The sequence below is a fragment of the Streptomyces sp. TRM70350 genome, assembly GCF_019219825.1.
Lineage (GTDB): Bacteria > Actinomycetota > Actinomycetes > Streptomycetales > Streptomycetaceae > Streptomyces.
Genome location: NZ_JAHUXH010000002.1, coordinates 171490 through 196402, shown reverse-complemented (window position 1 = coordinate 196402; position 24913 = coordinate 171490). Strand labels below are relative to the sequence as shown.

The 24913-nt window shown below is 71.1% G+C and carries 21 protein-coding genes; 4 read left to right on the top strand and 17 right to left on the bottom strand.

Annotation, left to right across the window (positions count from 1 at the left end; translation table 11 throughout):
* Window positions 1–84 precede the first annotated feature (84 nt).
* The 16 genes from KWI83_RS04275 to rsmH all read right to left on the bottom strand — a co-directional run bounded on the left by KWI83_RS04275 (window position 85) and on the right by rsmH (window position 18062).
* Entirely contained in the window at window positions 85–1203 is a 1119-nt protein-coding gene (locus KWI83_RS04275; protein ID WP_218512901.1) for a DivIVA domain-containing protein, read from the bottom strand.
* Window positions 1204–1256: 53 nt separating this feature from the next.
* The gene (locus KWI83_RS04270) at window positions 1257–1541 is read right to left on the bottom strand and encodes a YggT family protein (RefSeq protein WP_218512900.1); all 285 of its coding nucleotides are present in this window, start codon (window positions 1539–1541) and stop codon (window positions 1257–1259) included.
* A gap of 81 nt (window positions 1542–1622) precedes the next feature.
* The gene (locus KWI83_RS04265; RefSeq protein ID WP_218512899.1) at window positions 1623–2264 is read right to left on the bottom strand and encodes a cell division protein SepF; all 642 of its coding nucleotides are present in this window, start codon (window positions 2262–2264) and stop codon (window positions 1623–1625) included.
* 129 nt (window positions 2265–2393) lie between these two features.
* Window positions 2394–3113, bottom strand: coding sequence for a YggS family pyridoxal phosphate-dependent enzyme (locus KWI83_RS04260; protein ID WP_218512898.1), 720 nt, complete (start codon window positions 3111–3113; stop codon window positions 2394–2396).
* A 6-nt stretch (window positions 3114–3119) separates the two neighbouring features.
* Complete coding sequence (gene pgeF, locus KWI83_RS04255; RefSeq protein ID WP_218512897.1) at window positions 3120–3851, bottom strand: peptidoglycan editing factor PgeF; 732 nt, start codon at window positions 3849–3851, stop codon at window positions 3120–3122.
* Window positions 3848–5038, bottom strand: coding sequence for a cell division protein FtsZ (gene ftsZ / locus KWI83_RS04250; RefSeq protein WP_218512896.1), 1191 nt, complete (start codon window positions 5036–5038; stop codon window positions 3848–3850). The genes pgeF and ftsZ overlap by 4 nt, the downstream gene beginning before the upstream one ends.
* Window positions 5039–5316: 278 nt before the next feature.
* A complete protein-coding gene (locus KWI83_RS04245; RefSeq protein WP_218512895.1) occupies window positions 5317–6111 on the bottom strand; it encodes an FtsQ-type POTRA domain-containing protein in 795 nt (264 codons plus the stop codon).
* A 142-nt stretch (window positions 6112–6253) separates the two neighbouring features.
* A complete protein-coding gene (murG, locus tag KWI83_RS04240) occupies window positions 6254–7351 on the bottom strand; it encodes an undecaprenyldiphospho-muramoylpentapeptide beta-N-acetylglucosaminyltransferase (protein ID WP_218512894.1) in 1098 nt (365 codons plus the stop codon).
* Window positions 7352–7357: 6 nt separating this feature from the next.
* Entirely contained in the window at window positions 7358–8707 is a 1350-nt protein-coding gene (gene ftsW / locus KWI83_RS04235; protein ID WP_218512893.1) for a putative lipid II flippase FtsW, read from the bottom strand.
* Window positions 8708–8811: 104 nt separating this feature from the next.
* Window positions 8812–10251, bottom strand: coding sequence for a UDP-N-acetylmuramoyl-L-alanine--D-glutamate ligase (gene murD / locus KWI83_RS04230; RefSeq protein WP_218512892.1), 1440 nt, complete (start codon window positions 10249–10251; stop codon window positions 8812–8814).
* A complete protein-coding gene (mraY, locus tag KWI83_RS04225; RefSeq protein WP_218513219.1) occupies window positions 10233–11303 on the bottom strand; it encodes a phospho-N-acetylmuramoyl-pentapeptide-transferase in 1071 nt (356 codons plus the stop codon). Before mraY ends, murD begins: the two co-directional genes overlap by 19 nt.
* Window positions 11303–12718, bottom strand: coding sequence for a UDP-N-acetylmuramoyl-tripeptide--D-alanyl-D-alanine ligase (murF, locus tag KWI83_RS04220; RefSeq protein ID WP_218512891.1), 1416 nt, complete (start codon window positions 12716–12718; stop codon window positions 11303–11305). Before murF ends, mraY begins: the two co-directional genes overlap by 1 nt.
* Window positions 12719–12749: 31 nt before the next feature.
* Complete coding sequence (locus KWI83_RS04215; RefSeq protein WP_218512890.1) at window positions 12750–14405, bottom strand: UDP-N-acetylmuramoyl-L-alanyl-D-glutamate--2,6-diaminopimelate ligase; 1656 nt, start codon at window positions 14403–14405, stop codon at window positions 12750–12752.
* A gap of 70 nt (window positions 14406–14475) precedes the next feature.
* Window positions 14476–16443, bottom strand: coding sequence for a penicillin-binding protein 2 (locus KWI83_RS04210; RefSeq protein WP_218512889.1), 1968 nt, complete (start codon window positions 16441–16443; stop codon window positions 14476–14478).
* Entirely contained in the window at window positions 16440–17042 is a 603-nt protein-coding gene (locus KWI83_RS04205; RefSeq protein WP_218512888.1) for a septum formation initiator family protein, read from the bottom strand. Before KWI83_RS04205 ends, KWI83_RS04210 begins: the two co-directional genes overlap by 4 nt.
* 63 nt (window positions 17043–17105) lie before the next feature.
* Complete coding sequence (rsmH, locus tag KWI83_RS04200; protein WP_218512887.1) at window positions 17106–18062, bottom strand: 16S rRNA (cytosine(1402)-N(4))-methyltransferase RsmH; 957 nt, start codon at window positions 18060–18062, stop codon at window positions 17106–17108.
* Between the two features lie 418 nt (window positions 18063–18480).
* Between rsmH and KWI83_RS04195 the strand changes: the two genes are divergently transcribed.
* From KWI83_RS04195 to KWI83_RS04180, 4 genes are all read left to right on the top strand, one after another.
* Window positions 18481–19029 (top strand): carbonic anhydrase, encoded by a 549-nt coding sequence (locus KWI83_RS04195; protein ID WP_256361752.1) that lies wholly within the window; start codon window positions 18481–18483, stop codon window positions 19027–19029.
* A 239-nt stretch (window positions 19030–19268) separates the two neighbouring features.
* On the top strand, window positions 19269–20306 hold the full coding sequence (locus KWI83_RS04190) for a MoxR family ATPase (protein ID WP_218512885.1): 1038 nt from the start codon (window positions 19269–19271) through the stop codon (window positions 20304–20306).
* Window positions 20306–21694, top strand: coding sequence for a DUF58 domain-containing protein (locus tag KWI83_RS04185; protein ID WP_218512884.1), 1389 nt, complete (start codon window positions 20306–20308; stop codon window positions 21692–21694). The genes KWI83_RS04190 and KWI83_RS04185 overlap by 1 nt, the downstream gene beginning before the upstream one ends.
* Complete coding sequence (locus tag KWI83_RS04180; RefSeq protein ID WP_218512883.1) at window positions 21691–24186, top strand: DUF3488 and transglutaminase-like domain-containing protein; 2496 nt, start codon at window positions 21691–21693, stop codon at window positions 24184–24186. The genes KWI83_RS04185 and KWI83_RS04180 overlap by 4 nt, the downstream gene beginning before the upstream one ends.
* Before the next feature lie 157 nt (window positions 24187–24343).
* On the opposite strand, the gene KWI83_RS04175 is transcribed toward KWI83_RS04180, so the two are convergent.
* Window positions 24344–24739, bottom strand: a complete 396-nt coding sequence (locus KWI83_RS04175) for a DUF3040 domain-containing protein (RefSeq protein WP_218512882.1) — start codon at window positions 24737–24739, stop codon at window positions 24344–24346.
* Window positions 24740–24913 lie beyond the last annotated feature (174 nt).

Below are 24913 nucleotides of genomic sequence, written 5' to 3'. Positions count from 1 at the left end.
GTAGCAAAAGGGCGGGGCCCCGGACTCGGAATCCGGGGCCCCGCCCTATGAACGCCGCCGACGTCTACGCCGTACTACGAACCGTCAGTTGTCGTCCTCGTCGATGAGGAACCCACGCATGGGCGAGGGGGCCTGACCCATCGGCGACGGGCCCTGCGGCCGTACCGGAGCCATCGGCTGGGTCATCGCCGGGGACATCTGCTGCTGACCGCCGTAGGACGGACCGGACGGCGAGGGGCCGCCGCCCATCGTCTGGTTGCCGCCGTACGACGGGGCACTCGCGCCGGCCGGTGCCATGGAGGGCGCCGGGGACGGCGGGAGGGACGCGGTCGCCGGAGTGCGCGGCGGGGCGAGCGAGTCGTCCGCCTGGGTCTCCAGCTGACGCAGCTGCGACTCCAGGTAGGACTTCAGGCGCGTGCGGTACTCCCGCTCGAAGCCGCGCAGGTCCTCGACCTTGCGCTCCAGCGTGGCGCGGGCGGACTCCAGCGAGCCCATCGCGACACGGTGCTTCTCCTGGGCGTCCCGCTCCAGCGCGTCGGCCTTGGCGCGGGCGTCCCGCTCCAGGCCCTCGGCCCGCGAACGGGCCTCGCCGACGATCTTGTTGGCCTCGGAACGGGCCTCCGCGATCGCCTGGTCGGCGGTCTGCTGGGCGAGCGACAGAACGCGCGCGGCGCTGTCGCCACCGGGGCCCTGACCGGGCATACCGGGACCACCCATCGGACCGCCCATGGGGCCCGGGCCCATCTGGCCCTGCATCGGCCCCTGGCCCATCGGACCCTGACCCATCGGGCCGGGACCCTGCGGACCCTGACCGCCGGGACCGGCGGGCAGCTGCGGCGCACCGCTCGGCAGCTGGGGCGGGCCACCCATGGGGCCGCCCATCTGCTGCTGCGGCGGGCCCGATATGCCGGCGGGTACAGGAGCGCCGGGACCGCGCATGCCCTGCTGCGGCATGCCCTGCTGGGGCATACCCTGCTGCTGGTCCTGCCCCTCCGGGGGCTTGCGCATGTTCTGCTGGTTCTGGGCGGCGGCGCGGGTGGCCGCGGCCAGCTTGGCGCGCAGGTCCTCGTTCTCGCGGAGCAGGCGGGTCAGCTCGGCTTCGACCTCGTCGAGGAAGGCATCGACCTCGTCCTCGTCATAGCCTTCTCGGAGGCGGACGGTCGTGAACTGCTTGTTCCGCACGTCCTCGGGGGTCAACGGCATCTCTTCACCTCAACGTAGTCGTCGGCATTCGGCAAGACCGTAGTTCACATCGCTCACAGCCGGCTCACGATCGAGATCAGGATGTAGACGATGATCATCAGTACGAAGAAGGACAGGTCGAGCGCCACGCCCCCGAGACGCAGCGGCGGAATGAACCGCCGCAGAAGCTTGAGCGGTGGATCAGTGACAGTGTAGGTGGCCTCCAGAACGACCACCATCGCCTTGCCGGGTTGCCATGAGCGGGCGAACTGGAAGACGTAGTCCATGACCAACCGGAAGATGAGCACGATGAGGAAGCACATCAGCGCGACGTAGACGACATCCAGGACCACGCTCATGACCCTTGCTTCCCTCTCCCCTGATCCGTGCTCTGGGTACTGCTCGGTGATGCTTTTACTGCTGTTTTCCGGTCGTGCGTCTCAGCTCTGGTTGAAGAACCCGCCCTCTGCGATGCGGGCCTTGTCCTCCGCCGTGACATCGACGTTAGCAGGAGACAACAGGAACACCTTCTGCGTCACCCGCTCGATGCTGCCGTGAAGACCAAACACCAAACCCGCCGCAAAGTCGACAAGTCGCTTGGCATCTGTGTCGTCCATCTCAGTCAAGTTCATGATCACCGGGGTGCCTTCACGGAAGTGTTCCCCGATGGTACGGGCCTCGTTGTAGGTCCGGGGGTGAAGCGTGGTGATCCGGTACGGCTCTCGTTCCGACACGACCTTGGGCATGATCACCGGCGCGTTCTTCTCCAGGCTCTGACGTTCTTGTGTGATGGATGCCACGGGCGCGATGCGCGCGGGGCGTCCGGATTCCGCGGGTAGCGAAGCGGAGCGTGAGACCGGCTCGCGGGGTGCCGGAGGCTGCACCACTCGTACCGGTTCATCCCTTTGGGACTGATGTGCACTGTGGGACTGATGAGACGACTCGTGTCGCCGGTGGTCCCGTTCGGGCTCCGGGTCGAGTTCGGGTTCGAAGTCGTCGTCGGGGTCGAACCCCCGGCCGTCGTACCCATCGTCCTCCACGAGGCCGAGGTAGACCGCCATCTTGCGCATCGCGCCGGCCATGCTCTGAGTCCTCCGCTCTGTGGTGGATCGGCTGACGACTGCCAAGTGCCCGCGATCCACGAGGTCGTTACGCCCGCCCTTCGACGGCAATGACCATATTTTCTGCTGTGGTCCGACTTCTTGGCGACGTTACCCGAGCCTGGGGCGGACTCCGAGTACCGCGGTGCCGACGCGCACATGTGTCGCTCCGGCGGCCACGGCCTGTTCGAGGTCCGCACTCATCCCTGCCGAGACCATGGTGGCAGCCGGATGGGTCCGGCGCAGGTCAGTCGACAAATCCATCATCCGCTCGAACGCCGCCCGTTCGCGTCCCGCGTACTCTCCGGTGAGCGGCGCGACGGTCATCAACCCGTCCAGCCGCAACCCCGGAGCCCCGGCCACGAGGTCCGCCAACTCCGCGATTCCGCCGGGCGCCACGCCACCCCGCTCCCCCCTCGCACTCTCGCCCGCGTCGAGCGCGACCTGGACGAGACATCCCACCTCACGCCCGGCGCGCACGGCTTCCTTGGACAGAGCCGTCACCAGCCTGGAACGATCGACGGACTGTACGACATCCGCGTAACCGACCACGGATCGCACCTTGTTGGTCTGCAACTGGCCGACGAAGTGCCAAGTAAGGGGCAGATCCGAGCATTCCGCGGCCTTGGGCGCCGCGTCCTGGTCGCGGTTCTCGGCGACATGACGCACACCGAGCTCCGAGAGGATCCGCACATCGGCCGCGGGATAGGTCTTGGTGACCACGATCAGGGTCACTTCCTCGCGCCGCCGCCCGGCGGCCGCGCACGCGGCGGCGATGCGCTCCTCGACTTTCGCCAGATTTCCGGCGAGTTCGTCCTTACGGTCCGTCATGTCCCATCAGTCCAGCCACACATAGCCCGCGAGCCGACCGGTGGTGCGGTCACGGCGGTACGAGAAGTGGTCGCCCGACTCGAGCGTGCACACCGGCGACCACGCCCGGTCGCGCACCCCGAGCCGGGTGAGCTGGGCGTGCACACCGGCGGCCACGTCGACCGCGGGCGTACCCCAACTCGTCTCGGCGTACGCCTCCGGCTCGACGGCGGCCACCTCGGCGCGCATCGCCTCCGGCACCTCGTAGCACCGGCCGCACACGGCGGGTCCGGTGCGGGCCACGATCCGGTCCGGTTCGGCACCCAGTTCCATCATCGCGCGTAGCGCGGCGGGGACGACGCCGGCGACCATGCCGGGCCGGCCCGCGTGGGCGGCGGCGGCGACCCCGGCGACGGGGTCGGCGAGCAGGACCGGCACGCAGTCGGCGGTGAGGACGGCGAGGGCGAGGCCGCGGCGCCGGGTCACGATGGCGTCGACCGAGGGGATCGGCGCCGCGCAGTCCCAGGGTCCGTCGACCACGGCCACGTCGTCGCCGTGCACCTGGTTCATCCAGACGACCCGCCCGGCGTCCAGCCCCAGGGACTTGGCGGCCAGCTCACGATTGGTCCGTACCGCCTCGGGGTCGTCACCGACCGCCCCGCCGAGGTTGAGCTCCTCGTACGGAACGGCGCTCACCCCGCCCCACCGGTCGGTGAAGGCGAAGTGCGCGCCGTTCACGGTGTCGCGCTGTCCTATCACTTCAGGAAGTCCGGTACGTCCAGTTCCTCGGCCGCGCTGTCCGTGTAGGTGCGCGACGGCGGGACCGGCGGCGGCGCCTGGATCTCGCTCACCGGCTCGGGCGCGGGCTCCGGCTCCTCCTTCGGCTTGACGCTGCCGAGCGTGCCGAAGGACGGGCGGCTCTCGGTCTGCCGTACCGGAGTGGGCTCCTCGCGCTTGGTGGAGGACGAGCCGAGGACGTTGTCCCGGCGGGCCGGGGGCTGGCCGCCGTCGAAACCGGCGGCGATCACGGTGACCCGGACCTCGTCGCCGAGGGCGTCGTCGATGACCGCGCCGAAGATGATGTTGGCCTCCGGGTGGGCGGCCTCGCTGACCAGCTGGGCGGCCTCGTTGATCTCGAACAGGCCGAGGTCGGAGCCGCCGGAGATGGAGAGCAGCACGCCCCGGGCGCCGTCGATGGACGCCTCCAGCAGCGGCGAGGAGATCGCCATCTCGGCCGCGGCCACCGCGCGGTCGTCGCCGCGGGCCGAGCCGATGCCCATGAGGGCCGAACCGGCCTCGGACATGACCGACTTGACGTCGGCGAAGTCGAGGTTGATCAGGCCGGGGGTGGTGATGAGGTCGGTGATGCCCTGGACACCGGAGAGGAGGACCTGGTCGGCCGACTTGAAGGCGTCGAGGACGGACACCTGGCGGTCCGAGATGGACAGCAGCCGGTCGTTCGGGATGACGATGAGGGTGTCGACCTCTTCGCGGAGCTCGGCGATGCCGTCCTCGGCCTGGTTGGCGCGGCGCCGTCCCTCGAAGGTGAACGGGCGCGTGACCACGCCGATGGTGAGGGCGCCCAGGGAGCGTGCGATGTTGGCCACGACGGGCGCGCCGCCGGTGCCGGTGCCGCCGCCTTCACCGGCCGTCACGAAGACCATGTCGGCCCCCTTGAGGACCTCCTCGATCTCCTCGCGGTGGTCCTCGGCGGCCTTGCGGCCGACGGCCGGGTTGGCTCCGGCGCCGAGTCCGCGGGTGAGTTCGCGGCCGACGTCGAGCTTCACGTCGGCGTCGCTCATCAACAGCGCCTGTGCGTCGGTGTTGATGGCGATGAACTCGACACCCTTGAGACCGACCTCGATCATCCGGTTGATGGCATTGACACCACCGCCGCCGACACCGATGACCTTGATGACTGCGAGGTAGTTCTGCGGTGCTGCCACGTCGAAGGCCTCTCGCCTCGAATTACGTGCCGTCGTCTCGCGGTGGCCCGCGGTCCGACGACTGATGCCGAATGGGACGGTCCGTATCGCCGACCCGAACCCTAACGCTGAAGTTTAGGGTTACCAGTGTGTCTGTTCCCTGGAGTCTTCTGAACAGGACACTAAGTCGACAAGTGGCGCACGTTCAACGAACACGCCGAACCTCCCGTTTTTCTTTTCACCCTATGTGATCAGGCGTAGCGCTGCCCAACCAGGGTGCTGGCCTGCGCGGATGTGCGTCAACTCCCTGCTGACGCAGGGGCGGTGGGAACGCTGACGTCGAAGTGCCGGGCGCCGGGGGCGGCTTTCATGAGAGCGGTGAGCGTACGGGCCTTCGCGCGGCCCTTCTCACTGCTCCCCCACGCGACGGTGCGTCCGCCGCTCAACTCCAGTGAGATGTCGTCGTAGGAACGGACCTTGACGATCCGGGTCTCGCGGGCGACCGCGGGCGGAACGGCACCGGCGACCCGGACCGCCTCGCGCACCAGGCGGCTCTCGCCGAAGCGGCGGTGGCTGGGCGCCGCCGAACCCGACCGGGACACCGTCAATTCGAGGAGCGGAACGCCTTTCGGAGCCTCAGAAACCGTGGCGAACCGGACACCTTCGTCGTCCACTTCCACGAACTCGGCGCCCTTTTCGACGAGCAGAACCGGGGTCCGCTCGGTCACTTTCAGGCCGATTCCATGAGGCCAGGAACGAACCACCTGAATCGCGTCAATTCGGAGCAATTTCCGACGCAGTCGCGCCTCAATCCTGTCGGTGTCGACGGAAATCAGCGGCGCTCCGACCGGCACGTCGGCGGCCTCGCGCACCTGCGCGGGCGTCAGAACGCGGGTTCCGGAGACGGTCACGCGCTCCACGCGCGTCCACTGCGAGCCGTACAACAGCCAGCCGACGCCGGTGCCGAGAAGAATCAGGACGATCGTAAGGATGATGATCGTACGGAGCCGGGGCGACCTCAACCGCCGGACGAGAGGCGGGCCGGACGACTCCTGCTGGCGTGCACCGCGCTCGGCGGTGGTCGGTCCGGCCACACGCACTCCCTTTCCTGGCTCGGTTCACCTCCGGGGCGCGTCCGTCGGCGACGAGAGCCCGACCGCGCTCAGCCCTTCGGGCCTCCGCGCGCTCGATCTCTCGTCACCGACGCGCCCCTTCGGCTCACTCGCCGATGTGTCGCTATCGGTGTGCACGGTGGGCGGCGATCGCCTCGTACACCATGCCGACGAGGAGTTCGTCGGCGTCCCGGCGGCCGAACTCGCCGGCGGCGCGGGACATCTCGTACAGCCGGTGCGGGTCGGCGAGCACGGGCAGGACGTTCTGCTGCACCCACTCCGGGGTGAGTTCCGCGTCGTCGACCAGCAGTCCGCCGCCGGCCTTGACCACCGGCTGGGCGTTCAGCCGCTGTTCGCCGTTGCCGATGGGCAGCGGGACGTAGGCGGCCGGGAGTCCGACGGCGGAGAGTTCGGCGACGGTCATCGCGCCCGCACGGCAGAGCATCATGTCGGCCGCGGCGTACGCGAGGTCCATCCGGTCCAGGTAACTTACCGGGATATAGGGGGGCATTCCCGGCATCTGGTGCACCTGCGGCAGTTCGTTCTTCGGGCCGACCGCGTGCAGGATCTGGATGCCCGCCTGCTGGAGCCGGGGCGCGACCTGCTGCACGACCTCGTTGAGCCGGCGGGCGCCCTGCGAGCCGCCGGAGACCAGCAGCGTGGGCAGGTTGGGGTCGAGGCCGAACATCGCGCGGGCCTCGGGGCGGACGGCGGCCCGGTCCAGGGTCGCGATGGAGCGGCGCAGCGGGATGCCGATGTAGCGGGCGCCGCGCAGCTTGCTGTCCGGGGTGGAGACGGCGACCTGGGCGGCGTACCGGGAGCCGATCTTGTTGGCGAGGCCGGGGCGGGCGTTGGCCTCGTGGATCACGATCGGCACGCCGAGCCGCTTGGCGGCCAGGTAGCCGGGCAGCGCCACATAGCCGCCGAAGCCGACCACGGCGTCCGCCTTGGTGCGCTCCAGGATCTGCTCGGCCGCCTTGATCGTGCCGCGCAGCCGGCCCGGGACGGTGATCAGCTCGGGAGTGGGCTTGCGCGGCAGCGGCACGGCGGGGATCAGCGCCAGCTCATAGCCGCGCTCCGGAACGAGCCGGGTCTCCAGGCCGCGCTCCGTGCCCAGGGCCGTGATCCCCACCGTCGGGTCCTGCCTGCGCAGGGCGTCCGCGAGGGCGAGCGCGGGCTCGATGTGGCCGGCGGTCCCCCCACCAGCGAGTACGACATGCACCGAAATTCACCGCTCTCCGGACGAGCGCGCCGGGGCGCGTCGTCGCATCGTGTTCCATCTCCGAGGCCCCGTAGGGCCCCCAGCCCCCCGCTTTCTACCAAAGCGGGGTTGCCGCATCGCAAGCGCCGCCCGCGCAGCGGGCTCGTCGCGCGCGAAGGCGATCATCAGCCCGATGGCGAACATGGTCGGCAGCAGGGCGGATCCCCCGTAGGAGAACAGCGGGAGGGGGACGCCGGCGATCGGCAGCAGGCCGAGCACCGCACCCATGTTGATCACGGCCTGGGCCGTGATCCAGGTGGTCACACCTCCCGCGGCATACCTCACGAAGGGGTCCTCCGTGCGTCCGGCCACGCGGATACCCGCATAGCCTAGAGCGGCGTAGAGGGCGAGCACCGACAGCGTCCCCGCCAGGCCCAGTTCCTCACCGGCGACGGCGAAGATGAAGTCGGTGTGCGCTTCGGGGAGTTGGCCCCATTTTTCCACACTCGCGCCGAGCCCGGAACCGAAGAGTCCGCCGGAGGCCAGGGCGTAGATCCCGTGCACGGCCTGCCAGCAGGAGCCGTCGGGGCCCATCTCGGTGGCGCCGATGCAGCGGAACCGGTCCAGCCGGTTGGAGCTGCTCTGGATGAGGATCGTGCCGAGCGCCGCGGCGACCGTCAGCACGCCGACGAACAGCCGGGTCGGGGCGCCCGCCAGCCACAGCAGGCCGAACAGGATCGCGGTCAGGATGATCGCGGTGCCCATGTCGCCGCCGAGCATGATCAGGCCGAGCAGCAGGAACGCGACCGGCACCAGCGGCACCAGCATGTGCTTCCACTGCGCGAGCAGGTTGCGCTCCTGCTTGCGGGCGAGCAGATCGGCGCCCCACAGCACCAGGGCGAGCTTGCCGAACTCGCTGGGCTGGATCTGGAAGGAGCCGCCGAGGGCGATCCAGTTCTGGTTGCCGTTGACCGCCATCCCTATCCCCGGCACCTGCACCAGGGCCATCAGGAAGACGGCACCCGCCAGGATCGGGTAGGCCAGCGCCCGGTGCAGTTTCACGGGCATCCGGGAGGCGGCGTACAGCAGCACCGCGCCGATGACGGCGGCCAGCATCTGCTTGCGGAAGAAGTACGACCCCGGCAGGGACATCTGCAGCGCGGTGATCTGCGAGGCCGAGTAGACCATCACCAGGCCCAGCACGGTGATCAGCAGGCTGCCGCCGAGGATGAGGTAGTACGCCGTCAGTGGCCGGTCCCACGCCCTCCGCGCGCGTGTGGAGAACCGTACGAAGGGGTTCTCGCGCGGCGGCCGGGGGGCGGCGGGCGCGCGGACGGTCCGCGGGACCGGAGGACGTCCTGTCCGGCTGCCGGACATCACCGGCTCCCCCCGGCGGGCAGCCGCCGACCAAACCCGAGCCACATCCGAGTCACCCGTCCCTCCATGGGTCCCACAGCACCCGCCGTGGCCGAGACCCTCCGTCAGGCGCCCGCGCCGAGTTCGCGAACCGCCTCCGCGAACGCGTCTCCTCGCTTGTTGTAGTTGGCGAACATGTCCATAGAGGCACAGGCAGGTGCCAAGAGCACCGTGTCCCCGGTGATGGCGAGTCGCCGTGCCTCGCGGACAGCCGCGAGCATCGCCCCAGTGTCGGTCCGGTCGAGGTCGACGACGGGTACTTCGGGGGCGTGTCGCGCCAGGGCGTCCCGGATCAGGGCACGGTCGGCGCCGATGAGCACGACCCCGCGAAGCCGCTTCGCCGACTTGGCGACCAGCTCGTCGAAGGTGGCGCCCTTGGCCAGTCCGCCCGCGATCCACACGATCGAGTCGTACGCCGCCAACGAGGCCTCGGCGGCATGGGTGTTGGTGGCCTTGGAGTCGTCGACGTACGCCACCCCGTCCAGGTCGCCGACGAGCGCGATGCGGTGGGCGTCCGGGGTGAAGTCCCGCAGCCCGTCCCGTACGGCGGTGGGGGGCACGCCGAAGGCACGCGCGAGGGCCGCTGCCGCAAGGGCGTTGGCGATGTTGTGCGGGGCCGGCGGGTTGACGTCGGTGACCTCGGCGAGTTCCTGGGCGTTCTTGTGCCGGTCCGCGACGAAGGCGCGGTCGACCAGGATGCCGTCCACGACGCCGAGTTGGGACGGCGCCGGCGTGCCCAGCGTGAAGCCGATGGCCCGGCAGCCCTCCTCGACGTCCGCGGCCCGCACCAGCTCCTCGGTGGCCTTGTCGGCCGCGTTGTACACGCAGGCGACGCGATTCCCTTCGTAGACACGGCCCTTGTCGGCGGCGTACGCCTCCATGGAGCCGTGCCAGTCGAGGTGGTCGGGGGCGAGGTTCAGCACGGCGGCGGAGTGGGCGCGCAGGGAGGGCGCCCAGTGGAGCTGGTAGCTGGACAGCTCGACGGCGAGGACGTCGTAGCGCTCCTCGCCGAGCACCGCGTCCAGCAGCGAGACGCCGATGTTGCCGACGGCGGCGGTGCGCAGCCCGGCCGCGTGCAGCATCGAGGCCAGCATCTGGACGGTGGTCGTCTTGCCGTTGGTGCCGGTCACGCACAGCCAGGGCGCCGCGTCCGGGCCGCGCAGCCGCCACGCCAGCTCGACGTCGCCCCAGATCTCCAGACCGGCCTCACGGGCCGCCGTGAACAGCGGCTTGTCCGGCTTCCAGCCCGGCGCGGTGACGATCAGATCGGTGCCCTCGGGCAGGGTCGCCCCGTCGCCGAGGCGGACGGTGACGCCGAGCGCCTCCAGTTCGGCGGCCTGGGCCCGGGCGCGTTCGTCGGCGCCGTCGTTGACGACGGTGACGTGGGCGCCGAGGCCGTGCAGGACCTTGGCCGCCGGGACGCCGGAGACGCCGAGCCCGGCGACGGTGACGTGCTTGCCCTTGACCATCGAGGACACCGTGGAGGTCACTTTTCCGCTGCCCATCCCGCGTAGAAGAGGCCCAGTCCGACAATCACACAGATGCCCTGAATGATCCAGAAGCGGACCACGACAAGGACTTCGGACCAGCCCTTGAGTTCGAAGTGGTGCTGGAGTGGCGCCATCCGGAAGACGCGCTTGCCGGTCATGCGGAACGAGCCGACCTGGATGACCACCGACATGGTGATCAGCACGAACAGACCGCCGAGGATGGCCAGCAGCAGCTCGGTGCGGGAGCAGATGGCCAGACCGGCGAGCACACCGCCGAGCGCCAGCGAACCGGTGTCACCCATGAAGATCTTGGCGGGCGAGGTGTTCCACCACAGGAAGCCGAGGCAGGCGCCCATCAGCGCGGAGGCGACCACCGCGAGGTCGAGCGGATCCCGTACCTCGTAACAGGCGCCCGGGTTGGTCAGGGTCCGCGCGTTGGCGCAGGACTCCTGGAACTGCCAGACGCCGATGAACGTGTAGGCGCCGAAGACCAGCACGGAGGCGCCGGTGGCGAGGCCGTCGAGGCCGTCGGTGAGGTTCACGCCGTTCGACATCGCGAGGATCATGAACAGCGCCCAGACCACGAACAGCACCGGGCCGATCGTCCAGCCGAAGTCGGTGATGAACGACAGCTTGGTGGAGGCCGGGGTGTTGCCGCGGTTGTCCGCGAACTGCAGCGACAGCACCGCGAAGGCGATACCGACGATCAGCTGGCCGGCCATCTTCGCCTTGGCCCGCAGACCCAGCGAACGCCGCTTGACGATCTTGATGTAGTCGTCCAGGAAGCCGACCAGACCCATGCCGGCCATCAGCCCGAGCACCAGCAGACCCGAGAAGGTCGGCGAGTAGCCGGTGATCAGCTTGCTCAGGAAGTACGCGGCGATGGTCGCCAGGATGAAGGCGATACCGCCCATGGTCGGCGTCCCGCGCTTGCTGTGGTGCTCGCGCGGGCCGTCGTCGCGGATGTACTGGCCGTAGCCCTTGCGGGCCAGGAGTTTGATCAGCAGCGGGGTGCCGATCAGCGTCAGGAAGAGGCCAATGACTCCTGCGAACAGGATCTGCTTCATCATCGGGCGGCAACCTCACCCTCGGCACCGGTCTCGAGCAGCGCCTGGGCAACGCGCTCGAGCCCGACCGAACGGGACGCCTTCACGAGTACGACGTCCCCCGGGCGCAACTCGCTGCGCAACAGGTCGACCGCCGCCTGTGCGTCGGACACGTGCACCGACTCCTCACCCCACGAACCCTCGTTATATGCGCCCAGTTGCAGCCAGGCGGCTTCCCTGCCCCCGACCGCGACGAGCTTGCTGACGTTGAGCCGGACGGCGAGCCGTCCGACCGCGTCGTGCTCGGCGAGCGCCTCGTCCCCGAGCTCGGCCATCTTGCCGAGCACCGCCCACGTACGACGCCCCTTGGCCATGGCCACCAGGGCGCGCAGGGCGGCCCGCATGGACTCGGGGTTCGCGTTGTAGGCGTCGTTGACGACCGTCACGCCGTCCGGGCGCTCGGTGACCTCCATACGCCAGCGGGAGAGGGAGCCCGCCTCGGAGAGCGCGGTGGCGATCTCTTCCGCGGACATGCCCAGCTCATGGGCGACGGCGGCCGCGGCGAGCGCGTTCGACACGTGGTGCTCACCGTACAGGCGCATGGTCACATCACCGCACCCGGAGGGTGTGTGAAGGGTGAAGGAGGGCTGCCCGCCGTCCGTGAGTCGGACGTTCTCGGCGCGTACGTCCGCTTCGTCGGTCTCTCCGAAGAGGACCACCTTCGCCTTCGTACGCGACGCCATGGCGCGTACGAAGGGATCGTCGGCGTTGAGGATCGCCGCCCCGCCCTCCTCCGCCGGCGGAAGCGCCTCGACGAGCTCGCCCTTGGCCTGCGCGATCTGCTCGCGGCCGCCGAACTCGCCGATGTGCGCGGTGCCGACGTTGAGCACCAGGCCGATCCTCGGGGGCGTCAGGTTGGTGAGGTACCGGATGTGGCCGATGCCGCGCGCGCCCATCTCCAGCACCAGGAACCGGGTGTCCTCGGTGGCGCTGAGCGCGGTCAGCGGCAGCCCGATCTCGTTGTTGAACGATCCGGGCGTCCAGACCGTCGGCGCCTTGCGCCGGAGCACCTGCGCGATCAGGTCCTTGGTGCTGGTCTTGCCCGCGGAGCCGGTGAGCGCCACGAGGGTGGCGCCGAGCTTGCGCACGACGTGCCGGGCGAGGGCGCCGAGGGCCGCCGGGACGTCGTCCACGACGATCGCGGGCACGCCGACGGGGCGCGACGCGAGCACCGCGACCGCGCCCGCCCCGACGACCTGTGCCGCGAAGTCGTGGCCGTCCACGCGTTCGCCGACGAAGGCGGCGAACAGGCTGCCGGGCGCTACCTCGCGGGAGTCCCGGACGACCGGTCCGGTCACCTGCACCGACGGATCCGGTATGTCGTGCGTCTGCCCGCCGACGACTTCCGCGATCTCGGCGAGAGAGAGGGCGATCACAAGTTCATCCCCTGGGTCTTTTTACGGATTTTCATCCCTGGGTTTTCCGGATTGCTTCGCGCAGCACCTGGCGGTCGTCGAACGGACGGACCACCCCGGCGATGTCCTGGCCCTGCTCGTGGCCCTTGCCCGCGACCAGCACCGTGTCCCCGGGCCGGGCCCGGTCGACGGCGGCGGCGATGGCGGCGGCCCGGTCCTCGAAGAGCACCACCTCGCCGCGTTCGTGCGCGGGCACCGTCGCCGCGCCCTGCAGCATGGTGGCGAGGATCGCGAGCGGGTCCTCGGAGCGGGGGTTGTCCGAGGTCAGTACGGCCGTGTCGGAGAGCCGGGCCGCGGCGGCGCCCATCGGGCCCCGCTTGGTGATGTCCCGGTCACCGCCGCACCCGAGCACGACATGCAGCCGGCCCTTGGTGACCTTGCGCAGCGCCTTGAGGACGGACTCGACGGCGTCCGTCTTGTGGGCGTAGTCGACGACCGCGAGGTAGTCCTGACCGGCGTCGACACGCTCCAGCCGGCCCGGCACGCCCGGCACGGCGGCGATGCCGTCGGCGGCGGTCTGCGCATCGAGGCCGGCGGCGGCGAGGGCGACGATCGCGGCGAGGGTGTTCGCCACGTTGAAGGGGCCCGGCAGCGGCGACCTGGCGCTGATCCGCTCGCCCTTGGGGCCGAGCACGGTGAACGGCGAGTCCAGCGGGCCGACCTCGACGTCCTCGGCACGCCAGTCGGCGTCCGGGTGGCCCTCGGCGGAGTAGGTGACGACCGGGACGGTGGCCTCGCGGGCGAGCCTGCGGCCGTACTCGTCGTCGATGTTGACCACGCCGAGTTTGCTGCGTTTCGGCGTGAACAGCTGCGCCTTGGCCCGGAAGTAGTCCTCCATGTCGGAGTGGAACTCCATGTGTTCCGGGCTGAGGTTGGTGAAGACGGCGACATCGAAGACGCAGCCGTCGACCCGGCCGAGGACCAGCGCGTGGCTGGAGACCTCCATGGCGACCGCCTCGACCCCGCGCTCGCGCATCACCGCGAACAGGGCCTGCAGGTCGGTGGCTTCGGGGGTGGTGCGCTCGGACTTGATGCGCTCGTCACCGATCCGGGTCTCGACCGTGCCGATCAGCCCGGCGGACCGGCCGGTCTTCAGGCCGCCCTCGATGAGATAGGCGGTGGTGGTCTTGCCGGAGGTGCCGGTGATGCCGATCTGGAGCAGCTCGCGGCCGGGGTGGTCGTAGATCGTCGCCGCCAGCTCGCCCATCCGCGCGCGCGGGTCGTCGACGGTGAGCACCGGAAGGCCCGTTGCGGCGGCGCGTTCGGTGCCGGCCGGGTCGGTCAGTACGGCGGCGGCGCCGAGGCCGACGGCCTGGGTGACGAAGTCGGCGCCGTGCGCGCGGGCGCCGGGCAGGGCGGCGTACAGGTCGCCGGGGCGAACGGCGCGCGAGTCATGGGTGATGCCCGTGACCTCGGCGGCCCGCTCCGGGGCGGTGACACCCAGCTGGTCGGCGAGGTCCGCGAGGGGTGTGGCGGAGGCCCGTTCCGGCCGGGGCGGTCCCGGATATGTCACGGGAACGTCCTTCTGGGTGATGTGGGACTGATCAGCGTGTGGCACGGCGGTGAGCGTACCGGGCGCACCCGCTCCGGAGCGAAGCGAGGGGCGGGGGGTGCTCTGGTTCCCGGGATCGGGGGTGATCGTTGTCACGGATGGTTCCTGGGTGCTCGGTGCTGATCGGGGGTTCTGCGGACGCAGGGCCCTGTCGGCTCGGTGCTGATCAGGGTTTGAAGGTGACCGGCAGGTGCGCGGGCTTCGCTCCGGTCGGCGGGACCTGGAGGGTCTTCAGGGCGAACTCCATCACCTGCTTGTAGACGGGTCCACAGATCTGGCCGCCGAAGTAGCTGCCCTTGGTGGCGTTCTGGATCGCGCAGTAGACGGTGACGCGCGGCTTGTCCGCGGGTGCGAATCCGGCGAACGACGAGGTGTAGCCGCGGTACCTGCCGGTGGCCGGATCCACGCGGTTCGCGGTGCCCGTCTTGCCCGCGACCCGGTAGCCGGGGATGCGCGCCTTGGTGCCGGTGCCCTCCTCGTCGTCGACCACCGACTCCAGCATGCGGGCGAGTGTCTTGGCCGTCTTCTCGCTCACCACCCGCGTCTTCTCGGGCTCGGGGGCGGGTGTGAAGCGTCCGTCCGGTCCCTTCGTGCCGCGTACGAGCGTGGGTTCGACGCGTACGCCGCCGTTGGCGATGGTCGAGTACACGGAGGCCGCCTGCATCGCGTTGATGGACACGCCCTGGCCGAAAGGAATCGTGTACTGCTGCGACGTCGACCACTGGTCCGGCGGCGCGAGGATGCCCTTGGTCTCGCCGGGGAAGCCCAGCCCGGTGTAGCCGCCGATGCCGAACTTGCGCAGGTACGTGTAGAGCACCCGGTTGGCCTCGGCCTGCGTCTTGCCGAGCTGTCCGGTGGCCAGGATGGTGCCGATGTTGCTGGACTTGGCGAGCACGCCGTTGAGGGTCAGATACCAGGTCGGGTGGTCGATGTCGTCCTGGAACAGCCGGTCGCCGCGGTGCAGCCGGTTGGGCACGGTGACGTGCGTCAGCGGGGTGGCGACGTTCTCCTCCAGCACTGCGGCCATCGACATGACCTTGGCGGTGGAGCCGGGCTCGTAGGCGTCCTGGAGGGCCGCGTTGCCCATGGCGGACGCGTCTGCCTTGGTCAGGTCGTTGGGGTCGAAGCCGGGCGAGTTGGCCATGGCGAGGATCTCGCCGGTGCGGGCGTCCTGGACGATCACATAGCCGCGGTCCGCCTCGGACTTCTCCACCTGCTCGGCGATGGCGTTCTGCGCGGCCCACTGGATGTCGCGGTCGATGGTCAGCTCGATGTCGGAGCCGGGCACCGCGGGCGTCTCGGTGGAGCCGACGGTCGGCACCTGCAGGCCGCCGGACTGGGCGTAGCGGATCTTGCCGTCCTCGCCGGCCAGCTCCTCGTTCAGCTGCTGCTCGATGCCGCCGCCGCCCTCGCCGTCGGCGTTGACCCAGCCCAGTATCCCGGCGGCCAGATCGCCGTTGGGGTACACGCGCTTGCTGCTGGGTTCGGCGAGGACGCCGGCGAGGACGTTGACGGTGCTCTGGTCGGTCTGCGCCTTGGTGGCGAGCGCGGTCCTCAGGTCCTTGATCTGCTTCCAGACCTGCGGTGTCTGCCGCCCGGCGAGCTTGACGTAGCGGAGCGTGCTGTCCTCGGGCCGGAGCTTGGCGACGAGCTCTCCCTGGTCCTTGCCGAGGATCGGCGCGAGCAGGGCCGCCGCCTGCTCGGGCCCGTCGTCGATCTTCAGCTGCTCGCGGGTGAACAGCGTGGGGTCGGCGGTGATGTCGTACGCGTCGACACTGGTCGCCAGGGCCACGCCGGTGCGGTCGGTGATCTCGCCGCGCTGGGCGGCGAGGGTGTGCACGACGTAGCGGTTCCGCTCGGCCTTGGCGGCGTAGGCGCTCGCGTCGACGGCCTGCACCTGGAGCAGTCGTACGACGAAGACCAGCAGGACAAGGGTCAGCGCGAAGCCGATCATGCGCAGCCGGGGGCGGGGGCTGCCGAGCCGGATCGCGCGCGGATCCGCCGCACGGGGCGGGGCGGGGCGGCGGGCCGGGCGGGCGCCGGGGCCGGGGCGCCGCCGGCCGCCGGAGCGATCGGGCCGCGCGGGTCCGGGCACGCGGCGACGCGGCGATTCCCTGTCGGTCACTTCCGTCACCTGCCGGGGGGTGTGGTCGGGAGGGGGGCGGGCGGGCTGGCGAGCGGGCGGGGGGTGGAGGTGGGGGTGGAGGCCGTGGGGGTGGCCGGGGCGGGGGTGGGGGCGGCCGGTGTGGCGGGCGGGTGCACGGAGGGGAGGGCCGCGGAGGCAATGGCCTCGGAGGGGATGGGCACGGCTGCGGTGGACATCGCCTCGGGGGCGAGGACGAGGGGGCGGCGGTCGGAGGCCGGTTCGGCGTCGGCGGGGGACGGGACGCCCTTGACGGTGCCGTCGGGGTTGAGGAAGGCGGGGTCCGAGCCGGGAACCATGCCCAGTTCGCGGGCGCGGCGCTGGAGTGCCTCGGGGGCGGAGTAGGCGTCGATGTCGCGCTGGAGGGCCTGTTCCTCGTCGGTGAGGTTCTTGGTCTCCTTCTGCAGGTCGTCGAGTTGGAACGACCCTTCGCTGAGCGCCGAGTTCAGCAGGAGCAGGCCGATGAGGCCGCCGCCGAGGAGCAGGACGACGAGGAGGACGAAGGGCGTCCGGGCGGCCTGTCGCCGTCCGCTCGGCAAGAGCTGCGCGAGCCGCGCGGCCCTCCCCCTCAGTTCGGGTTTCCTACTCACTCACCCTCCACCCTCCCCTGCGTGGGTTCGGTTCTCCAACCGAGCCCCCGCCCGTCGGCTGCCTCACTCGACGTCCTCCCTGATCCGCTGCGCCCCGCGCAGTCGTGCCGGGGCCGCACGGCGGTTCTCGGCGACCTCTTCCTCGGTGGGAAGTTCGGCACCGCGGGTGAGCAGCTTGAGCCGGGGCTGGTACTGCTCCGGCACCACCGGCAGCCCGGGCGGCGCGGTACTGGCGGCGCCCGCCGCGAACACCTGCTTGACCAGCCGGTCCTCCAGCGAGTGGTACGACAGGACGGCGATCCGCCCGCCCACGTCCAGCGCCTTCACCGCCGCCGGGATCGCCCGCTCCAGCACGGACAGCTCACCGTTGACCTCGATGCGCAGGGCCTGGAAGGTGCGCTTGGCCGGGTTGCCGCCGGTGCGCTTGGCGGCCTGCGGCAGCGCGTCCCGGATCAGCTCCACGAGCCGCGCGCTGGTGCTGAACGGCTCCTTCTCGCGCTCGCGCACGATCGCGGCCACGATGCGCTTGGCCTGCTTCTCCTCGCCGTACGCGCGCAGGATCCGCACCAGCTCACCGGCCGGGTAGGTGTTGAGGACCTCGGCGGCGCTGATGCCGGTGGTCTGGTCCATGCGCATGTCGAGGGGGGCGTCCTGCGCGTAGGCGAAACCCCGGTCGGCCTCGTCGAGCTGCATGGAGGAGACCCCGAGGTCGAACAGCACACCCTGCACGCGCGCGATGCCGAGCCGGTCCAGCACCTCCGGCAGCTCGTCGTACACGGCGTGCACCAGGGTGGCGCGCTCCCCGTACGGCGCGAGCCGCTCGCCGGACAGGCGCAGCGCCTCCTTGTCCCGGTCGAGGGCGACGAGGCGGGCCTCGGGGAAGCGCGCGAGCAGCGCCTCGCTGTGGCCGCCGAGGCCGAGCGTGCAGTCGACGACCACGGCTCCGGGCCGCTCCAGCGCGGGTGCCAACAGGTCCAGGCACCGCTGGAGCATCACCGGGACGTGTCGACTCTGGCTCAAGGGGCCCTCTCAGGTCCGGCGGGCCGTACGCACCGCCGGGTCCCCGCCCGCTCGTGAAGGGGAGGCCTGCCGGCGCCGGAAGCGTCAGCCGGCCGGGAGCGGGTGGAGGCCGAGCCGTACGTACGCGCCGCGCACGTGGGGGATCCCCGGCGGCTGCGCCGGAATCCTGGGTCGTTCGATGCAGCGGGGAGAGCCTCGCCTCCCGCTTCGCGTCACTTTAGTGCACCCTCTGTCGCGGTCAATCAACCGGCCTGCGCGTCGCGGCGGGGGACGTGAACCAACCCGCGAACCAGCGAGGATCACCCGTAAGGACGCATACGCGTCACGCTTGTGGGTTAGCTCACATCACGGCCCGATGGCGTTCTTTGTCCTCCTTCACAACAGGACCCGAGCGCCCGTGACCAGTACCGTCGTCACCATGACGACTTCTGCATCGGTTCCCGCCGGCTCCGAGGACGCCATAGCCCGCGTCGGCACCGTCACCGACCGCGTGGTCGAGGCCAACAAGGCGTACGCGGCCGCGTTCACCGACCCCGGCCTGGACGCCGCCCCGGCCCTGAAGGTGGCCGTCGTGGCGTGCATGGACGCCCGGCTCGACCTGTACCCCGCGCTCGGCCTGCAGCTCGGCGACTGCCACACCATCCGCAACGCGGGCGGCGTGGTCACCGACGACGTGATCCGCTCGCTCACCATCAGCCAGCGCAAGCTCGGCACGCGCAGCGTGGTCCTCGTCCACCACACCGGCTGCGGTCTGGAGACCCTCACCGAGGACTTCCGCACCGAGCTGGAGCTGGAGGTCGGCCAGCGCCCGGCGTGGGCGGTGGAGTCCTTCAAGGACGTCGACCAGGACGTACGGCAGTCGATGCGCCGCCTGCGCACCTCGCCGTTCCTGCTGCACACCGACGACGTGCGCGGCTTCGTCCTCGACGTGCGGACGGGTCTGCTGCGCGAGATCGATCCCGCGTAACCGGGCGGCGGAGCTGTCGTTTCGCTATCAATTCGAGCATCGAGGCCCGCGAAAAGCGTTAAAGCCGACATATCGCGGGCAGTTGTCCACAGGCGAGTGACACGAATCGGTAACGGCAGCAAGAATGCGGGTTGTGGCATCACGCGGAACCTTTCACGCGTGGTGTCCGTGTTTCGGGGTGGGCCGGTCCGCATCGCAGAGCGTCGGCCCGGAGAAAGAAACGGGCCGAGGAGGGCCGGGTGACGACCTATGACGATCGAGCGAGCCTTACTGATCTGACTGCCACTGTGGATCGGGTCCGCAGTTCGGTGGAGGAAGTGATCGAGGGCAAGCCCGAGGTCGTGCGGCTTTCGCTGACCGTGCTGCTCGCCGAGGGGCACCTCCTGATCGAGGATGTCCCCGGGGTGGGCAAGACGATGCTCGCCAAGACGCTGGCGCGGTCCATCGACTGTTCGGTGCGGCGTATCCAGTTCACGCCCGACCTGCTGCCCTCGGACATCACCGGTGTGTCCATCTGGGACCAGCAGCGCCGGGACTTCGAGTTCAAACCGGGCGCGATCTTCGCCCAGATCGTGATCGGCGACGAGATCAACCGCGCCTCGCCCAAGACCCAGTCCGCGCTGCTGGAGTCGATGGAGGAGCGCCAGGTCACCATCGACGGGCAGACCTACGAGCTGCCCAGTCCCTTCATGGTGGTCGCCACGCAGAACCCGGTCGAGATGGAGGGCACCTACCCGCTTCCCGAGGCCCAGCGCGACCGCTTCATGGCCCGCGTCTCCATCGGCTACCCGAGCCCGGAGGCCGAGCTGCAGATGCTCGACGTGCACGGCGGGGTGAGCCCGCTGGACGACCTCCAGCCGGTGGCGCACGCGCACGAGATCGTCAAGCTGATCGAGGCGGTGCGCGACGTCCACGTCGCCGACACGGTCCGGCGGTACGCGGTGGACCTGGTCGCCGCCACCCGCACCCACCCCGACCTCAGACTCGGCGCCTCCCCGCGCGCGACGCTGCATCTGCTGCGCGCGGCGAAGGCGGCGGCGGCCCTCAGCGGCCGGGAGTACGCCCTGCCGGACGACGTGCAGGCCCTCGCCGTGGCCGTCCTGGCGCACCGCCTGCTGCCCACCGCCCAGGCCCAGCTCAACCGCCGCACGGCGGAGCAGGTGGTCCAGGAGATCCTGCAGCAGACGCCGGTGCCCGCGACGCCCCAGCAGAACGCCTTCGGCGGCCTGGGTCACGGCACCCCGGCGTACGGCCAGCAGCCGCCCCGGAGGCTGTGATGACCCCTGCGGCGGGACCCGCGCCCGCCGACGCCGACCGGGGCGACCAGGGCGGCGTACGCACCGCCCTGGCCGGTCTGACCACCCGCGGCCGCTCCTTCCTGGCCGCCGGAGTCGCCGCCGCCGTCTGCGCCTACGTCCTCGGCCAGAGCGACCTGCTCCGGGTCGGACTGCTGCTGGCGGTGCTGCCCCTGGTGTGCGCGACCGTGCTGTACCGCACGCGCTACCGGGTGGCCGGCAGCCGCAGGCTCGCCCCCGCGCGCGTGCCCGCCGGCGCCGAGTCCCGGGTGCATCTGCGGATGGACAACGTCTCGCGGCTGCCCACCGGCCTGCTGATGCTCCAGGACCGGGTGCCGTACGTGCTCGGCCCCCGCCCCCGCTTCGTGCTGGACCGCGTCGAGCCGGGCGGCCGCCGCGAGGTGTCCTACCGCGTCCGCTCCGACCTGCGCGGCCGCTATCCGCTGGGCCCGCTGCAGCTGCGCCTGACCGACCCGTTCGGCATGTGCGAGCTGACCCGGTCCTTCTCGACGTACGACACCCTGACGGTGATCCCGCGCGTGGAGCCGCTGCCGCCGGTGCGGCTGACCGGCGAGGCCAAGGGGTACGGCGACGGGCGGCTGCGCTCGCTGGCGCTGGCCGGCGAGGACGACGTGATCCCGCGCGGGTACCGCTACGGCGACGACCTGCGCCGCGTGCACTGGCGCTCCACCGCCCGCTACGGCGAGCTGATGGTGCGCCGCGAGGAGCAGCCGCAGCGCTCCCGCTGCACGGTGCTGCTCGACACCCGGGCCGTCGCCTTCGAGGGCGCGGGCCCCGACTCGGCGTTCGAGTGGGCCGTGGGGGGCACCGCCTCGGTGCTGGTGCACATGCTCGAACGGGGCTTCTCGGTACGGCTGTTGACGGACACCGGCAACTCGGTGCCCGGCGAGGGCGCGGACGGCTTCGCGGGCGCGAGCCAGGAGTCGGCGGACGCGGCCGGGCTGATGATGGACACCCTCGCGGTGATCGACCACTCCGACGGTACGGGCCTGTCGCGGGCCTACGACGTGCTGCGCGGCGGGCACGAGGGGCTGCTCGTGGCCTTCTTCGGCGACCTCGACGAGGAACAGGCCGCGGTGGCCGCGAGGATGCGCCAGCGCACCGGCGGCGCGGTCGCCTTCGTCCTGGACGGCGCGGACTGGGTGCGGGAACCGACCGATGTGCCCCGGCCGTTGGACGGGAAACCGGGCGGGAAAGAGGAGCGGCTGCGGATGCTGCGCGAGGCCGGCTGGACGGTCGTGCGCGTGCCGCGGGGCGCCTCGCTGCACGACCTGTGGCGCCAGGCGGAGCGTGAGCGCACGGGCGTCGTGGCGGCGGGGGGCAGGACGGGCGGGGAGGGGCGGTCATGAGCGGACAGGCGCGGATGGCTCTGTGCGCCACGGCGGCGACGCTGATGGCCGCGTGCGCCCTGCTGCCGCTGGTCGACCCGGTCACGTGGTTTCTGCAGGCGGCCGTTCTGCTGGCGATCCAGACGGGGGTGGGTGTGGCGGCCCGGCGGGTGCCGCTGGCCCGTCCGCTGACGGTGACCGTGCAGGCCCTGGTCACGCTGATGCTGCTGACCCTGGTCTTCGCCCGGGAGTACGCGTTCATCGGGCTGATCCCCGGCCCCGAGGCCTTCCTGCACTTCGCGGACCTGCTCCAGCAGGGCGCCCAGGACGTCGGGCGGTACGCGATCCCGGCGCCCCTGTCGCCCGGCATCAAGCTGATGCTCATCGGCGGTGTCCTGGTGATCGGGCTGATGGTCGACGTGATCGCGGTGACCTTCCGCAGCGCGGCCCCGGCCGGGCTGCCGCTGCTCGCGCTGTACTCGGTCGCCGCGGGCCTGTCCGACGGCAGCGGCGGCTGGGTGTGGTTCCTGATAGCGGCGGTCGGCTATCTGATGCTGCTGCTCGCCGAGGGGCGGGACCGGCTGTCGCAGTGGGGCCGGGTGTTCGGCGCGGCGCCGCGCGGCCAGGGCGGCGAGCCGGGCGGTCCCATGGCGCCGGTGCGCACGGGGCGGCGGATAGGCGTGGTCGCGCTGGGCACAGCCCTGGTCGTGCCGCTGGCGCTGCCCGCGATGAACGGCGGCCTGCTGGACGGCGCCGGGACGGGCGTCGGCTCGGGCGGCGGGGGCGGCGGCACGATCTCCGCGGTCAACCCGCTGGTGTCGCTGCGCGACAGCCTGAACGTGGACGAGGACCGCACGGTCATGACGCTGCGCACCAGCACGACCGACCTGTCGGGCATGTATCTGCGGATCGTGTCCCTGGACGACTTCGACGGCACCACGTGGAAGCCCTCCCGGCGGAACATCGTCGAGGTGCCGGACGATTTCCCGACGCCGATCGGACTGGGTCAGGACGTCCGGCGCGCCGAGGTCCGCACCCGTATCGCGGCCGCGGACTGGTACGCGCAGGACTGGCTGCCCATGCCGTACCCGCCGAGCGGCGTGAGGATCGACGGCAACTGGCGGTACGAACCGGTCGGCATGACGCTCGTCGGCGACCACGGCCAGACCACCCGCGGTGCCACCTACGAGGTGACCAGCCTCGATGTGCAGCCGACGGCGGAGCAGCTCGCCTCGGCGTCGAAGCCGCCCCCCGCGATCGAGCGCGAGTTCACCCAGGTACCGGATTCACTGCCGGAGGTGGTGGCGCGGCAGGCCCGCGAGATCACGGCAGGCGCGAAGAATCCGTACGAGCAGGCGGTCAAGCTCCAGGAGCACTTCGCCCTGACCGGCGGGTACCAGTACGACACCGAGGTGGAGGTCGGCAGCGGCTCCCAGGCGATCGCCCGCTTCCTGCGGGACAAGCGGGGCTTTTGCGTGCACTTCTCCTTCGCGATGGCGTCGATGGCCCGCACGCTCGGCATACCGGCCCGGGTCGCGGTGGGCTTCGCCCCCGGTACGGCGCAGGGGGACGGCACGGTGACGGTGGGGCTCCGGGACGCGCACGCGTGGCCTGAGCTGTACTTCGAGGGCGTGGGCTGGACCCGCTTCGAGCCGACCCCGAACCGGGGCACGACGCCCACGTACACCCAGCCCGAGGTGCCGGGCAGCAGCATCCCCGAGCTGCCGGAGGCCTCGCGTCCGGCGGAGCCGGCTCCCTCGGCCGAGCCGTCCACGAGTGCGAGCTGCTCGGCGGAGGACAGGCGGCTTCAGGTGTGCGGCGGGGCGCTGCCGCTGGACCTGGGTGCCTCGGACGACGAGGGCCGGCCCTGGTACCAGACGGCGGGCTGGACGCTGCTCGCCGTCGCGGTGATCGTCCTGGCGCTGCTGCCCATGCTGTGGCGGGTCAGACGGCGGTCGGTGCGGCTGGCCTCGGCGCGGCACACCGGCTCGGCGGCACCGGGTGTGCTCGGCCGGGGACGCGACGGTGAGGGCAGCAGCGGCGGCGTCGAGGTGACCCCTGTCGACGTGGAGCTGGACGAGCGGTATGTCGCCGAGGTGGCGGCCGGGCATGTGCTGGCCGTCTGGCGGGAACTGACCGACACCGCGTGGGACTACGGCATCGTGCCGGACGACGCGCTGACCCCGCGCAAGGCGGCGGCGCGGATCGTGCGGCTGGGGCATGTGGACGAGCCGACGGCCCAGTCGGTGCATCGGGTGGCCGGTGCCGTGGAGCAGGTGCTGTTCGCCCCGAACCCGCGCTGGGAGGCCGGACTGGCCGACGACGTACGCCGGCTGCGGGCGGCGCTGCGCGCCCGGGCCGGCTTGCGGACCCGGATCCGGGCGGTCGTCGTACCGCGCTCGGCCATCCGCGCGGTGTGGGACCTGAGCGACCGCTGGGCGACCGCGAAGGCCCGCGTGGCGACCGGCTGGGCGGCCCTGGTGCGCCGCCCGTCGGGTCAGCAGAGCGGCTGAGGCCCGAGGGAGACGGAGCGGGGGGCCGGTGCCCTGGCACCGGCCCCCCGCTCCGTTCTGACGACGTACGCCCCGACCTGCTCACGGCATGCGTGAGGGGTCACCGCCCGGCGGGCGGTGACCCCTCACGTACGTCGGTGGGAGCTGTGGGTGGGAATCAGTGGCCCTGTTGCTCGTCGCGGCGTCGCTGCCAGCGCTCTTCGATGCGGTCCATCATCGAGCGCCTCTGACGTTCCTGACGGCCGGCGTGGGGAGCACCCGCGGCGGGCTGCTCACCCGGTTTGGGGGCCTTGCGCCAACCGGTCACGGCGAGTACCGCGCAGCCCAGCATGACCAGGAAGCCCACCACGCTGAGCCAGACCTGCTTGGCGACCATTCCGGCCATGAGGAGCGCGATACCTACGAGGAAGCCCGCGACCGCCTGGTAGACCCGTCGCCGGGTGTACGTACGCAGCCCGCTTCCCTCAAGCGCTGTCGCGAACTTGGGATCTTCGGCGTACAGCGCTCGCTCCATCTGCTCGAGCATGCGCTGCTCGTGCTCTGAGAGCGGCACGGAGTCCTCCTCATCGTGCAGTCGCCGGGGCGACCCGGGGGGTCTCTTCAGGATAGGCAGGGAATCGCCCCCGTGAAACCCGCCCCTCTGCGCCAATTGGCCAACCGGAACCCGCCATGGCCGGACCGGCCCGCTGAGGTTCACATTCCCCGGCAGCCGACCCGTCATGCCGGG